The following is a 14,601-nucleotide window of genomic DNA, read 5'->3' as shown; positions in this document are numbered from 1 at the left end:
CCGCTTGTACGTAACTATGGAAACCTTGCTCTGGATTATTAAGTCGTTTTGATAATCCATCGTGTACAGCTGGAGTAATGATTCGCTTGCGCTGCTGTTTTTCTTTTGAATTCAAAAGCATGGCGAATAAACCTCCTTCTTTATATAACTTGAGCCAAAGTTCCATACTACGAACGTGATATCCTAAATGTTCTGCCAAGGCTGATTGTGTAGAAAAGCTTGATTCTCTAATATGTAACAAAGATTGTAGTCGTAATACATTTTTAGGATTAGTCTCTTTTCTGATTAAATTCCGTAAATGACTTGAGGATTCTTTTACTTCTAATAATATATGCTTACCCATTCTTTAAATATACGAAAAATTTATCCGTAAATTGTATTACAATGCTTTGAGAACAAGGCACAAAAAAAAGTCATTCTGATAAAATCCAGAATGACTTTTTTATATGCTTATTTTATAAAAGAATACCTTATCCTTTCATACTTGCCTTCATATATTCACGATTCATTCGTGCTATGTTTTCTAACGATATTCCTTTAGGACATTCAATTTCACAAGCTCCTGTATTGGTACAGTTACCAAAACCTTCTTCATCCATTTGGTTTACCATTGCCATTACACGCTCTGTAGCTTCTACTTGTCCTTGAGGTAATAATGCAAATTGAGAAACCTTGGCTGAGGTAAACAACATAGCCGAAGCATTTTTACAAGCTGCTACACAAGCTCCACAACCGATACATGTTGCAGCATCCATAGCGTCATCTGCATCCTCTTTACGAATAGGGATAGCGTTGGCATCTTGTGTATTTCCAGAAGTATTTACAGAAATATACCCTCCTGATTGCTGTATACGATCAAAAGATGCACGGTCTACCATCAAATCTTTGATTACAGGAAATGCTTTTGCTCTAAATGGCTCTATATATATCGTATCTCCATCATTAAACTTACGCATATGTAACTGACATGTAGTAACCAAACGATCTGGCCCATGAGGTTCTCCATTAATTTGTAATGAACATGCCCCACATATTCCTTCTCTACAGTCATGATCAAATACCACAGGCTCTTCTCCTTTATTGACCAAATCTTCGTTTAACACGTCTAACATTTCTAAAAAAGACATATCACCTTCCACTCCAGAAATATTATAATCTACTAGTTTTCCCTTAGAATTAGCATCACTCTGACGCCATATTTTTAATGTAAGATTCATATTTTTAGCTTTTGGTTATCAGTTGTTTGCTGTTAGTTCAAAACGATTAAGTTTATATAAACTAACAACTATCAACCATCAACTATTTATAACTACGTGTTTTTAATTCAATATTATCGAAGACTAAGTCTTCTTTATGTAATTCAGCATCTTTAGGCTCACCTTTGTATTCCCACGCAGCTACATACTTAAAGTTTTTATCGTCTCTAAGAGCCTCACCTTTTTGTTCTCCTGATTGCTCAACTGATTCTTCTCTAAAATGCCCTCCACAAGACTCATTACGATGTAATGCATCTTTGGCAAATAATTCTCCTAACTCAAGAAAATCTGCTACTCTTCCTGCTTTTTCTAGTTCAGGATTCATACTTTCTCTTTCTCCTGGAACTTTTACATTTTTCCAGAAATCTTCTCTCAACACAGCTATTTCTTCGATTGCTTCTTTCAGATCTTTTTCATTACGAGACATTCCACATTTATTCCACATGATTTTACCTAATTTCTTATGGTAATAATCCACAGAATGTTGACCTGACCCATTCATCAATCTATCTATACGATCTTTTACATCTTTTTCGGCTTGATCAAACTCTGGAGTATCTGTAGGAATTTTACCAGTACGTATATCATGAGATAAATAATCTCCGATAGTATATGGTAACACAAAATATCCATCTGCCAATCCTTGCATCAATGCTGAGGCTCCAAGTCTGTTAGCTCCATGATCAGAGAAATTGGCTTCTCCAGCAGCATAACACCCAGGAACAGTTGTTTGTAAATTATAATCAACCCAAAGACCTCCCATTGTATAATGTACTGCAGGATAGATCATCATAGGTGTAACATATGGATTTTCATCTACAATTTTTTCATACATCTGAAATAAGTTTCCATATTTACTTTCGATAACCTCTTCCCCTAATGCAGTAATTTTATCTGGTGAAGGATCATGAATACCAGAAGTTAATGCTTTTTCTTTTCCGTATCGTTGGATTGCTGATGCAAAATCCAAATATACTGCTTCTCCTGTTTTATTCACTCCAAAACCAGCGTCACAACGTTCTTTTGCTGCTCTAGAGGCAACATCACGAGGTACTAAATTACCAAATGCAGGGTAACGACGTTCTAGATAATAATCTCTTTCTTCTTCTGATAATTGAGTAGGTTTTAATTTTCCTGCTCGTATTGCTTCTGCATCTTCTATTCTTTTAGGTACCCATATACGACCATCATTACGCAAAGATTCTGACATCAATGTTAATTTTGATTGATGATCTCCCGAAACTGGGATACAAGTAGGATGAATTTGAGTGTAACATGGGTTTGCAAAAAATGCCCCTCTTCTGTGTGCTCTCCATGCTGCCATTACATTACTACCCATTGCATTAGTACTCAAAAAGAACACATTACCATATCCTCCTGAAGCAAGCACTACTGCATGTGCAGAATGACGTTCAATTTTTCCTGTAACAAGGTCACGAGCAATAATTCCTCTTGCTTTGCCATCAACTTTCACCAAGTCTAGCATTTCATGTCGATTAAAAGGTTGTATTTTTCCTCTATTAATCTGTCGGTTCATAGCAGAATATGCACCTAATAATAATTGCTGACCTGTTTGTCCTTTTGCATAAAATGTACGAGATACTAGCACCCCTCCAAAAGAACGATTATCTAATAATCCACCATACTCTCTTGCAAAAGGAACTCCTTGTGCAACACATTGGTCAATTATATTTCCAGAGACTTCTGCCAACCTATGTACATTTCCTTCACGAGATCTATAATCTCCTCCTTTTACCGTATCATAAAATAATCGGTAATTAGAATCTCCGTCTCCTTGATAGTTTTTTGCTGCGTTTATTCCTCCTTGTGCAGCAATTGAGTGTGCTCGTCGTGGAGAATCAGAGTAACAAAATGTTTTCACATTATATCCAAGTTCAGCCAAAGTAGCAGCTGCACTTCCTCCTGCTAATCCTGTACCTACAACAATAACATCTATGTTTCTTTTGTTGGCTGGATTAACTAGATTAATTGTGTTTTTATGTTTTGTCCACTTATCTGCCAGTGGACCTTCAGGTATTTTAGAATCTAAAATTGACATATTAGTGGTATTTTTAATGAGTAAAATGAAGTACTACAGCAACAATAACAAATCCTAGCGGCACTCCTATTGCAAAAACCTTAGCAAATTTGGTTGCCGCAGACGAGTATTTATTATTAAACCCTACGGATTGAAACGAAGATGCAAATCCATGCCACAAATGCAACGCCAAAAACACAAATGAAAGCACATATAATCCTGTACGTACAGGGCTTTCAAATTTATGTAGTAATTCTGTATAATATCGTGTAGGGTCTTCTGGTGCAAATTCTATATATTTATGTACTATCTCTGGAACCCAAAAATCATAAAAATGCAATCCTAAGAAAGCTAGAACCACCAATCCAGAATAAATCATATTTCTAGACATCCATGAAGAATTTGCTCCTCCATTATATTTTGCATACTTGATTGCTCTGGCATTTTTGTTTTTAATTTCTAATACAAAACCCATTACAAAATGAAAAACTACTCCAAAAATCAATACTGGTTGTAGTGCAAATTGAACCAACGGATTTGTTCCCATAAAATGAGAAAGTTCATTAAATATATCTGGGCTAAAAACCGCAGTAAAGTTAATGGTAAAGTGTTGTAATAAGAAGAAAACCAAGAAAAGGCCTGAAAGTGCCATAGCTACTTTTCTCGCTATTGAAGATTTTATCAATCCACCCATTATATAAAAATGTTTAGTTAATTGGGAAACAAAAATAGGACTCACCACTGTTTTAGCCAAGCTTTAACTTGGGTTTGTTCTGCTATTTATAATGAATATAAAAAAGAAAAGGGTTTTGTTCTTAATTCTTTACTAAAACGTTTGAAATTGATAATTAAGTTTAATTAAAAAAGAAAGCTTTATTTTACATTTATATTAATTTTATCCTATGCAAAATATCAATTCTAAACTTCCAGAAGTTTCTACAACTATTTTTACGGTAATGAGTCAAATGGCTTCTCGTTATAATGCTCTTAATCTTTCTCAAGGTTTTCCAAATTTTGATGCCAGTCCAGAACTAATTAATCTAGTTACAAAAGCGATGCAAGAAGGATATAATCAATATGCTCCTATGCCTGGATTTTCACCCCTAAGAGAAATTATTGCAGATAAAAACAATGCATTATATAATCATAGTTATTACCCAGAAACTGAAGTTACAATTACCTCTGGTGCTACCCAAGCTATCTTTACGATAATCGCCACATTTATATCTCCTGGGGATGAGGTAATTATTTTTAAGCCTGCTTATGATTCTTATGAACCTTCTATCTCCTTATTTGGAGGAACAGTTATCCCTATACAATTATCTGCATCTACTTATGGTGTAAATTGGGAAGAGGTTGCTTCTAAAATTTCTTCTAAAACCAAAATGGTTATTATCAATACTCCGCACAACCCTAGTGGAAGTGTATTATCTAAAGAAGATATGCTTCAATTAGAAAAATTATTAAAAAACACAGATATCATTTTATTAAGTGATGAGGTTTATGAGCATATAATTTTTGAAGGACAGTCGCATCAAAGTGTTGCATTATACAGTGGATTAGCTGAACGTGCTTTTATTACTGCTTCTTTTGGAAAGACTTTTCATACTACTGGTTGGAAAATGGGATATTGTCTTGCTCCAAAAGAATTGATGACAGAATTCAGAAAAGTACATCAATTTAATGTATTCTCTAGCAATAACCCCATTCAACATGCACTAGCCACCTATCTAAAAAACCCTGATAACTACCTTTATCTGTCTGATTTTTATCAGAAAAAGCGAGATTTATTTTTATCATTAATCGCTAATTCTCGTTTTAGTTTTACTCCAACATCTGGGACCTATTTTCAATTATTAAATTATTCATCTATTACAGAAGAAAATGATATTACTTTTGCTGAAAGATTGACCAAAGAACATAAAATTGCCGCTATACCTGTATCTGTTTTTAATCAAAATAACCGAGATGATAAAGTGCTTCGCTTTTGTTTTGCAAAAACAGAAGATACATTAAAAAAAGCGGCAGAGATTCTTTGTAATATATAGTAATTCTGTACAGATAAACTACCTCGAAGTAAGCCTACGAAGTATTCGTTTGAAATGAACCTATAATTTAGAAGCAAGCTTGAGAGCATTAAAATCTCACTAAGTGAGTAAAACAATTCTTTATTTTCTAGAAATCAAACCTCAATTGGATGATCTCTATCTCTTCTTTCTGTTTTTGCTTTTGTTTTTGTTTTTCTAGTGCTGTATTGAGATTAGAAAGAGAGATCCCTAATAAGCGTACGGAGTTTCTCATTTTTTCTTGATAGAGTAATTCTTTTGCGGTCTCCAACAAAATAGTAGCATCATTTACAAAATAAGGTAATGTTTTACTCCTAGTTTGTAAGGTAAAATCACTGTATCTAATTTTTAACGTTACTGTTCTTCCTGATACTTTACTTATTTTCAAACGTTTTTGAAGTTCCTCTGCAATACCTTCTAATCGTTCTAACATATAAATTTCTGAGGCGATGTTTTCACTAAAAGTACGTTCTGCTGCTAATGATTTCCTTTCTCTATTTGGCTTTACTGAGCTTAAGTGTACCCCTCTTACAATACGATAATAATGCCCTCCTGATTTACCAAAATATTGAGTCAAGAACTCCTCTGATTTTGTTTTTAAATCTTTTCCTGTATAGATTCCCATTTGATACATCTTGGCTTGAGTAACTTTACCTACTCCATAGAACTTTTTCACATCCAGATCTTCCAAAAAGCCAATAACCTCTTCAGGATCTACTGTTTTTTGTCCATTAGGTTTATTATAATCACTGGCAACTTTGGCTATAAATTTATTGATCGATATCCCTGCAGAAGCGGTTAATCCTACTTCATCAAAAATACGTTTCCTAATTTCTTCTGCAATAAGTGTCGCGCTAGGATTTCCCTTTTTGTTTTCTGTAACGTCCAAATAAGCTTCATCAAGAGATAATGGTTCTACCAAATCTGTATAATCAAAGAATATCTTTTTAATTTGTATTGATATCTCTTGATATCTATCATATCTCGGTTTAACAAAAATAAGATCAGTACAAAGTCTTCTTGCTTTTACTCCTGGCATAGCGGATCGCACACCAAAAACTCTAGCTTCATAACTTGCCGCACTTACAACACCTCGTTTCCCTCCACCTCCTACGGCCAATGGCTTTCCTTTAAGCTCAGGATTATCCATTTGCTCTACAGAAGCATAAAAAGCATCCATATCAACATGAATAATTTTTCTATGTACATCCAACTCTTCCACTTTACAAAAATAAAGGATTTAAAATGTTATTTTATTCTGTCTCTATTTATAAAGTATAATTTCATGTTATCTTTGATTTTTGTATCACAAATTTACATTACAAAAATTACCTAATCCATGATCGAAATAGAGCGTAAATTCCTTGTAAATTCTAAAGATTTTAAAAACGTTGCTCAAAAAAACACTCGTATCATACAGGGGTTTCTGAATACAGACCCTCAACGAACGGTTCGTATACGAATAAAAGGGCAAAATGCTTTTATTACCATAAAAGGGATTAGTAATATTTCTGGAACTTCTAGGTATGAATGGGAAAAAGAAATTGATGTAGCAGAAGCTGAAGATCTTTTACTTTTATGTGAGAAAGGAATCATAGAAAAAACACGCTATGAAGTGATCTCAGGAAAACACATTTATGAAGTTGATGAATTTTATGGTAAAAACCAAGGTCTTATTATAGCCGAAATTGAACTACAGCATGAAGATGAAACTTTCTTGAAACCTGACTGGCTAGGAGCCGAAGTCACGGGGAATACTAAATACTACAATTCTCAACTAAGTAAAACCCCTTATACATTATGGTAAATTCCTATTGCCAACTCTTCTATTTGATTGTCACTAGAATCTTCTAGAAACTACACCTACAAGAAGAGAAAAAGCTATCCCTGTAAGGTTTTCATTACCAAGACGTCTAAGCTTTTTTATTGTTAACCAAAAGTTTTACACAATGTCACACAACTCAAAAAAATCCCTACTTGGGGTAATGCTTCTTGTTTTCTCTTTTTTAACGTCCTTTTCTCAGATCCCTGTAAATGGATTTTACCCTCAAAAAAACTCTTTTACACTTGCTTCTAGCTACAGCTATAAGAGTTATGATCAATTCTACAGAGGTACTACCTTATCCGAAGGAAATCCTGCTGGCTTAGGAGAAATTACCTCTTCTATCATTTCTTTATATGGCCAATATGCTATTACAAACTGGCTATCGACTACTCTTACTTTACCTTATATTAGTATAGAAAGCAAAGAAGGTGTACTTGACCCCGTTTTACAGACTACACAAACTGATGGAATTCAGGATTTAGGAGTTTTTATAAAGGCTAAAGTTTTGGAAAAGGAATTTGATAACTCTTCAAGGATTAATCTAGGCCTGGCTTCTGGAGTTACTTTTCCTATCGGAAATTATGATGGTGCAGGAGTTCTCTCTATTGGTAATGAAGCTACAGCTATTAATGGATCTGCTATATTTCAATACAATACTCCGTTTCACATATTTACCGAGTTTCAGTTAGGATATAGTTTGCGAAGTAGCACTAATTTTGATATCCCAAATGCCGTTGTATACAATACCAAAATTGGATATTACAATAAGTTCTTTTATTTACATGCCCAGCTCGATATACAAAACTCTTTTTCAGGGTATGATATTGGTACTCCTGAATTTGGAAATGCAGGTGGAGCTGCGATTTTACCTGAAACAGAAGTAGATTTCACAGATTTGTCTTTCGTTTTCTATATCCCTATCTACAAAAATAATATTGGTATTTCTGCTGGTTATGGAACTACTCTGGATGGCAGAAACTATAATAAACATTCTTCTTTTTCATTTGGACTAGTATATACGAATCAATAACAAAGATTTCCTTCCCCCATCAGGTATATTAAAATGATGGGGGGTGATTTCAAACATTTTCTAATAGTGATTCTAATTGATTCTCATTGATTGGCTTAATAATATACCCTGAAATCAGCTCAAACTTCTTAGCTTTTTCTTTGTCAGTAGGGTTATCTGAGGAAGATAAAATATAGATAATAATTTCTTTTTTTATCTCTGGGGTAATAGTAACAAATTCTTCTAAAAACTCCCATCCATCCATAACAGGCATATTAATGTCTAATAAGATCAAGTCAGGTAATTTCTCAATTTTCCCAATTCTAGATTTCATAAAATCAATTCCTTCTTCTCCATTAGAAAACACCAATAATTCTTGGTTAGGACTGAGTTTTTTTACAATTTTTTTAATAATAAATTGATGAATATTATCATCATCTATTAGGCATAAAATATGGCTACCTTTAATCATAATATAATATTTATGGTAAATTTGGTTCCTTTATTTGGTTCACTATCAATATCTATGGTTCCTTTTAATGCTTCTATTTGGGATTTGATTATAAAAAGCCCTAGCCCTTTGGCATTAGCATTATTGGTATGAAAGGTTTTTCTAAACCCAAAAACTTTTTGTCCAAACTTCTTTAAATCAATCCCTAACCCATTATCTTCAAAAATTAATTGAATCCCGTTACCTATTTCTTTTGAGGAAATATGAATAATTGGTTTTCTTTCTGGAGCACAATATTTTAAAGAATTTGAAATCAGGTTAAGAAAAATACTTCTTAGATAAGCATAGGAATAGGAAATAGTATCAATCTCAAAATTAGTATGGATCTTTGCTTGAGTTTCCATAATCTTTGCACTCAGTTGTCGTTTTGTTTCTTCACAAGTTTCCAAAAGGGATATGTTTTGAATTGTCATATCTGTAGCTTGATTAATTTGCACGACATTAATCAAATCTTTCATAGTTTTATTTAACAATTCAGCAGAATTTTTGATCATATCAGTATACCCTACTTGTTCTTCGGTGAGCTTACTTTCTTCCAAAAACTTGGTCAGCATAAAGATATTAGCTACTGGTGATCTAAGATTATGAGAGGTTATGTATGCATAATCCTCTAACTGCTTATTTTTTGCTATTAATTCTTGTAATGTTGCTTCTATCTTTTGCTCTTGTTTTATTGCACTGGTAATATTTCTAGCAATCCCAAACACTTCTCCTGTATGATCTAATGCCGTAGCATTCCAATCCAACCAGATCGTTTCTCCTTTTTTGGTTATATACCGATTTCTAAAATTAAATATTGTGGTCCCATCAAATTGTTTGGCTGCCTCTGCCACTGTATTTTGCTGATCATCAGGGTGTACAAAAAATAGATATGGTTTCTCCATCAATTCTTTTTCTGTATACCCCATAGTTTTACTCCATTGCGGATTCAGCTTTGTAAAATACCCCTCAGGGTTAGAAATTGTAATTAAATCCTGGCTTAGATTAAACAAATCCTCTAATTGTCTGTTTTTAAGTTTTAAGGCTATTAAATCCTCTTCTATAGAAGATTTTTTTGATTTTTGTTTAGTAATATCCTTGGCAATGAGTAAAAACTCATTTGTACTTCCTATTTTGGTTATGATCCACTCAAACCAAATAACATCTCCTAATTTACTAACCATTCTACTTTTAAACGGCCTAGGGTTTGCCATTTGCAGTCGACTTTCTATTGCATGTTTTGTTTTACTTCTATCTTCATAATATACCAACGTTAAATAAGGGATCGTAAGAAGTTCTTTTTTGTCATATCCCAATAAAACAGACCATTGAGGATTTGATTCAACAAAATATCCCTTATCATTTATAATTGTAATAAGATCATTGTTTAGTACACTCTTTTTTATGTATACAGAACTTGTTTTCATGAGATTAAAATTAGTAGTGAAACGATCTAATAACTTTTTTAAATAGCTGTTTTTTTAATCCACAAACATTAAAAATAGGTTTATCTGGGTAGTACATTCAAAATACTAAGAATCATAAACAATACAATCCTTGTATTAAAGTTACCATAATAACACAACATAAACAACTAGAAATCAATAATAAATGAAGAAAAAACAAACCTCTTCTTATTCAAAATACATATAATTATCACTACCTTTAAATTATTCCTATTTATGATCCTGAATTATACAAGTTTTCTATCTCATGAAAAAATCTTTTGTTTATCTTACATTCATTAACTTATTCAGCCCCTAAGTTTATGAAAAGAAAACAGCATTTTTTAAAATCCTTGATTCATTCAAAATATTTTATTCCAATTATATGGATAATAGGGCTAATCTTATCAATCATTATTGCAAGGTCATATTATATTCTTGAATCCAAAAAAATTGAAATCAAGTTCAAGAATGAGGTAGATCAATTTGCTGCCTCCCTACATAGAGAATTTGAATTAAACCTAGAGTCTTTATACACATTATCTTCTCTATTTAAATTAAACGAAGAGCCTTCTTATCAAAAATTCATCACAGAGTCACAATCTATACGTAAAAGAAATAGTAGCTTTCTAGCTTTAGAATGGGTTCCTTGGGTAAAACCAGAAATGAGATTTGATTATGAAAAAAAGCACCAACAGCGATTTCCAAATTTTAAATTTACAGAGAAAAACAATTCCAATGACTTGGTAAATGCAGCCATAAGGGATGAATATTTTCCTGTATATTATATTGACCCTTTTATAGAGAACAAAGATGCTTTTGGTTTTGATTTAGCTTCAGAAAAAGAACGATATAGCACATTAAAATCTTCTCAATTACAAGGTAAACCCCTTATCAGTGGGAATATAAAGTTAGTTCAAGAAAAAATAAACCCTGAAGGATGTTTAGCTTTCCTTCCTATTTTTCACGAAAACGAACACAATACCACCTTTAGCCCAAAAAATCTTAAAGGATTCGTTATTGGTGTTTTTAAATTTTCGAAAATATTTGAAGCTGCTAACAACACCAATATTTCTCAAGAAATTCTAATACAATTAATTAATCAAAATAGTGAAACTCCTAATGATACTTTGTTTACCTATCAATCAACAAAAACAAATACTCATAATGGCTACACTCATCAATTTAATTTACCCGCTTTATGGGGTAAAAAATGGATATTGAAGGCCCATTCTACAAACATGTATATACAAAAGGAAAGGACATCTCATCCTTTAATCATTTTGATTACAGGAATAATCTTTACATCTTTATTTGTGTTACTCTTTTATTCTTTTTTCAAAAGAAATACACAACTTACACAACTTAATGCCATGAAATCAAAATTCTTGTCTTTAATATCTCATGATGTAAGAGGAGGAATTGGAAGTATTGATGTTCTTTTAAAACTAATATTAGAGGATTATGAGGGGTATAGTAAAACAGAATTAAAAGAAATCATTAAATCTCTGGAACAAAACACAAATTCTATCCATCTCACGTTGGAAAACCTCATCAGCTGGTCTAAAAATGATTTACTAGCATTAAAGCCTGAGAAATCATTGTTTAGTATTACTGAATTGTTTGATAATATTACTGAGTATTTTCAACCTATTATAACTCTAAAAAATTTAAATTTCTCTGTAAAGTATAACACTAAGGATACGTATATTCATGCTGATAAAAATATGATCTTGGCTAGTTTGAGGAATATTGTCTCTAATGCAATAAAATACACTCAAAAAGGAGGAGAAATCCGAATAAAATTAGACCAATCAAAAAAGAAACATATTATAGAAATTGAAGATACTGGAGTTGGAATGGATTCTATTGAACTAAAAAAACTCTTTGAATATAGTAAGACGCACAAAAAAGAAGGTACTGTAGGAGAAAGTAGCACAGGAATAGGCTTAATGATTACCAAAGAGTTTTTAGACATGAATAATGCCAAGGTTCAAGTAGAAAGTACTCCTGACAAAGGAACAAAATTCAAAATTCATATTTAATATATATTTAACTTTGAAAAGCTTGAATAAAAAATCAGGCTTCTTGTGCGATCAAGAAGCCTGATTATTATTTTTAATATTTACTCACTAATTTCTGTAAAAATTATTGTTTTATAAAGCGTTTTGTATTTTGAATATTTCCATCAGTAAACTTCAAGAAGTAAACTCCTTTTTTCAGAGTACTAACGTCGATTGTGGATTTCATTTTACCATTAACAGTCATAATAGTTTTTCCTAATACATCTAACACAGAATAAGACACTTTTTCTGACTGCGAGCTGAATGATATATTTAACACATTACCTGTAACAGGATTAGGATATATAGTCACATTATTCTTCTTTGTAGCGAATGCTGCATTGTTTCTTGCAGCTCCACCAATGATAACTGTATAATCTTCTACCTCTCCATAATTAAAGGATCCACAAGCAGAAGGTGCATTTCTATATCTCAAAATTACCCTCATTCTTGTACTACCATCTACTGCAGTAGCAGGCACTGTAAAGCTACCACTTACTGTAGCATTTTGTGTTGCTGATTGTGTCCAGACTTTCTCTCCTGCATCAGTAAAATCACCATTTTGATTGTAATCTATCCATACCCCATAGGCTTCTCTGTATTTTCTTCCTGTCCAAGTAGGTGTTACAGTAATGGTATGTGCACTTCCTTTGGATAAGGCTGTAGCTTCGGCAGTAAAATCACTATACCCGCCACTTCCAGCTGCTGAAGTTTTATCCAAAGTACCTAACTGAACTCTACCTATATATTCATCTGATGTATTATTACCATTGGCTGCGCAATAATTTGTTACTCCCCCATCTGTGGTAGTCACATTAACCGTATTACTAAACCCAGAATTGTTTCCTGCAGCATCCTTTGCTTTTACTTTAAATTGATATGAGGTATTAGCTGTTAATCCTCCTATTGCTGCAGATGTACCTGTAACAGTTGTTACTACAGTATTTCCTTGATACACATCATATCCTGTTACTCCTGTATTATCTGTAGATGCATTCCATGATAATGATACAGAAGTACTAGTTATGTTAGATGCACTTAATCCTGTAGGAGCAGAAGGAGCTTGTGTATCCCCACCTCCATTTCCAGGATTGTATCCATCTACTATTTGTGTTGTACATCCAGGAGCAAGCCATTGACAAATATTAGGATAACTTACTGATAATCGACCATACCAATCTCCTGAATTGTTACCACATGCCGCATAACCTCCGTGTAATTGACCTACAATTCTTTTATTTTGATCAAAAAGTGCTGAACCAGAAGATCCTCCTTCTGTAGTACCATCATCCCAATCGGTAACTTCCCAATGCGTAGTTCCTGTTCCTCCTAAATATCCAGAAGCAGAAGAAGGATCATTATCAAATGATATTTTTTTGACATCTCCTGCTGGATGGTGAATTCCTGTCGTTTTAGTTGGAATATCTCCTGTAGCATCCCATCCTGAATAATATACATTATAAGTTGATGGTGGTGTAGAAGACAGTTTTAATAACGCATAGTCAGAATTTGGACCACTACCCATCATTTGAGAACCTGACACTGATTGACTTGTAAATCCATCAGAACTATTGGTACAACCAGGAGATTCATAATTAAAAACAAATACCCAATTTGTTACATTTTGACCAGAAGTACAATGATTTGCTGTAAGAAAGTAAGGGGTGCCATCATTTGATGCGTTATTAATCAATGATCCTGAACACCATCTAGTCCCATTACCTAAAATTATTAATGCAACAGATCTTATTTGATCTCTCCAAGGATCTCCTTCTGCACATACAACATTGTTATTACAAGATCCTGAACTACCAAAATCTTTAGCCATACGCATGACTCCTTTATAATCATGAGCAACAGTTGAAATAGTCAAACCAAGCGTTTTTTTAACATTAGCTGGCTGAAAATATTCTAAAATTATTTTGTCTCCTCTTACAGGAGCTAATCCTAATCGTTTTGAGCTTTTGTTATTAGCTGCTGTAAATGCTCCTCTAATATCTGATTTATCACTATTATAGACAAATAGTTCAGCTCCTTCTGGAATTTCAAAATCAGAGAATGTAAGGTTGAGTGATAATGCACCTTTTGATTCGATTGCTATCAACCAATGTTTATCTCCATTTGGATGTGTATACCATCTACCAGAGTTTTTGGGATTCAGGTTTGTTTTATGTGGATATGCAAAACGCATAGGCACATCTTTTCCTGATTCCTGCTCATCTTCTTTACGTATTTTGGTCATATCCAATTTAGGTAACGTAATAACAGGAACTTGATCGGATTTTGAAACATTTTGACTTGAGAAAGAAGGTTCTCCTCCCTGGCCTATTTGTGAATAAGTATTAATACTTGAGCATATCACTATGACAAGCAATAAAGTTATATTCTTCATTGTTTTTTGGTTTAAAG

General features: G+C 33.1%; 12 protein-coding genes. 4 read left to right on the top strand and 8 right to left on the bottom strand.

The genetic code is table 11. The annotated features are described in order from the left end of the window. From CVD18_RS13255 to CVD18_RS13240, 4 genes are all read right to left on the bottom strand, one after another. Positions 1-343 (bottom strand): transposase (locus CVD18_RS13255; RefSeq protein WP_103864054.1); only part of this gene is annotated, 343 nt, incomplete at its 3' end. Positions 344-470: 127 nt separating this feature from the next. Continuing rightward, positions 471-1,217 (bottom strand): succinate dehydrogenase/fumarate reductase iron-sulfur subunit, encoded by a 747-nt coding sequence (locus CVD18_RS13250; RefSeq protein WP_103865922.1) that lies wholly within the window; start codon positions 1,215-1,217, stop codon positions 471-473. An 82-nt stretch (positions 1,218-1,299) separates the two neighbouring features. Beyond that, complete coding sequence (locus CVD18_RS13245; protein ID WP_103865921.1) at positions 1,300-3,315, bottom strand: fumarate reductase/succinate dehydrogenase flavoprotein subunit; 2,016 nt, start codon at positions 3,313-3,315, stop codon at positions 1,300-1,302. 13 nt (positions 3,316-3,328) lie between these two features. Further along, the gene (locus CVD18_RS13240; protein ID WP_103865920.1) at positions 3,329-3,988 is read right to left on the bottom strand and encodes a succinate dehydrogenase cytochrome b subunit; all 660 of its coding nucleotides are present in this window, start codon (positions 3,986-3,988) and stop codon (positions 3,329-3,331) included. A gap of 208 nt (positions 3,989-4,196) precedes the next feature. Between CVD18_RS13240 and CVD18_RS13235 the strand changes: the two genes are divergently transcribed. Next, the gene (locus tag CVD18_RS13235; RefSeq protein ID WP_103865919.1) at positions 4,197-5,342 is read left to right on the top strand and encodes a methionine aminotransferase; all 1,146 of its coding nucleotides are present in this window, start codon (positions 4,197-4,199) and stop codon (positions 5,340-5,342) included. A 127-nt stretch (positions 5,343-5,469) separates the two neighbouring features. Here CVD18_RS13235 and dinB read toward each other — a convergent pair whose 3' ends face one another. Next, on the bottom strand, positions 5,470-6,582 hold the full coding sequence (dinB, locus tag CVD18_RS13230; RefSeq protein WP_103865918.1) for a DNA polymerase IV: 1,113 nt from the start codon (positions 6,580-6,582) through the stop codon (positions 5,470-5,472). A 117-nt stretch (positions 6,583-6,699) separates the two neighbouring features. Here dinB and CVD18_RS13225 point away from each other — a divergent pair, with 117 nt between their 5' ends. Both CVD18_RS13225 and CVD18_RS13220 read left to right on the top strand, forming a co-directional pair. Further along, the gene (locus CVD18_RS13225) at positions 6,700-7,167 is read left to right on the top strand and encodes a CYTH domain-containing protein (protein ID WP_103865917.1); all 468 of its coding nucleotides are present in this window, start codon (positions 6,700-6,702) and stop codon (positions 7,165-7,167) included. A 142-nt stretch (positions 7,168-7,309) separates the two neighbouring features. Continuing rightward, positions 7,310-8,215, top strand: coding sequence for a hypothetical protein (locus tag CVD18_RS13220; RefSeq protein WP_103865916.1), 906 nt, complete (start codon positions 7,310-7,312; stop codon positions 8,213-8,215). Between the two features lie 49 nt (positions 8,216-8,264). Here the strand turns inward: CVD18_RS13220 and CVD18_RS13215 are convergent, their stop codons facing one another. After that, positions 8,265-8,666: a response regulator gene (locus CVD18_RS13215; RefSeq protein WP_103865915.1), complete on the bottom strand. Its 402-nt coding sequence runs from the start codon at positions 8,664-8,666 to the stop codon at positions 8,265-8,267. After that, the gene (locus CVD18_RS13210; RefSeq protein WP_103865914.1) at positions 8,663-10,111 is read right to left on the bottom strand and encodes a PAS domain-containing sensor histidine kinase; all 1,449 of its coding nucleotides are present in this window, start codon (positions 10,109-10,111) and stop codon (positions 8,663-8,665) included. Before CVD18_RS13210 ends, CVD18_RS13215 begins: the two co-directional genes overlap by 4 nt. A gap of 341 nt (positions 10,112-10,452) precedes the next feature. On the opposite strand from CVD18_RS13210, the gene CVD18_RS13205 reads away from it, so the two are divergent. Beyond that, on the top strand, positions 10,453-12,174 hold the full coding sequence (locus CVD18_RS13205; RefSeq protein WP_103865913.1) for a CHASE domain-containing protein: 1,722 nt from the start codon (positions 10,453-10,455) through the stop codon (positions 12,172-12,174). A gap of 103 nt (positions 12,175-12,277) precedes the next feature. Here the strand turns inward: CVD18_RS13205 and CVD18_RS13200 are convergent, their stop codons facing one another. Next, positions 12,278-14,584, bottom strand: a complete 2,307-nt coding sequence (locus CVD18_RS13200) for a GEVED domain-containing protein (RefSeq protein WP_158250458.1) — start codon at positions 14,582-14,584, stop codon at positions 12,278-12,280. Between the last annotated feature and the right edge of the window lie 17 nt (positions 14,585-14,601).

The organism is Aquimarina sp. I32.4 (assembly GCF_002924285.1).
Classification (GTDB): Bacteria; Bacteroidota; Bacteroidia; order Flavobacteriales; family Flavobacteriaceae; genus Aquimarina.
Note: the sequence above shows the minus strand (reverse complement) of the source record. Positions and strands in the feature narration are given on the sequence as shown.

Excerpts from the sequence above, each read along its gene's own strand:
- CVD18_RS13200 (WP_158250458.1), bottom strand. The coding sequence starts at position 14,584 with ATGAAGAATATAACTTTATTGCTTGTCATAGTGATATGCTCAAGTATT.
- CVD18_RS13220 (WP_103865916.1), top strand. The coding sequence starts at position 7,310 with ATGTCACACAACTCAAAAAAATCCCTACTTGGGGTAATGCTTCTTGTT.
- CVD18_RS13215 (WP_103865915.1), bottom strand. The coding sequence starts at position 8,666 with ATGATTAAAGGTAGCCATATTTTATGCCTAATAGATGATGATAATATT.
- CVD18_RS13225 (WP_103865917.1), top strand. The coding sequence starts at position 6,700 with ATGATCGAAATAGAGCGTAAATTCCTTGTAAATTCTAAAGATTTTAAA.
- CVD18_RS13240 (WP_103865920.1), bottom strand. The coding sequence starts at position 3,988 with ATGGGTGGATTGATAAAATCTTCAATAGCGAGAAAAGTAGCTATGGCA.
- CVD18_RS13245 (WP_103865921.1), bottom strand. The coding sequence starts at position 3,315 with ATGTCAATTTTAGATTCTAAAATACCTGAAGGTCCACTGGCAGATAAG.
- CVD18_RS13210 (WP_103865914.1), bottom strand. The coding sequence starts at position 10,111 with ATGAAAACAAGTTCTGTATACATAAAAAAGAGTGTACTAAACAATGAT.
- CVD18_RS13235 (WP_103865919.1), top strand. The coding sequence starts at position 4,197 with ATGCAAAATATCAATTCTAAACTTCCAGAAGTTTCTACAACTATTTTT.
- CVD18_RS13205 (WP_103865913.1), top strand. The coding sequence starts at position 10,453 with ATGAAAAGAAAACAGCATTTTTTAAAATCCTTGATTCATTCAAAATAT.
- CVD18_RS13250 (WP_103865922.1), bottom strand. The coding sequence starts at position 1,217 with ATGAATCTTACATTAAAAATATGGCGTCAGAGTGATGCTAATTCTAAG.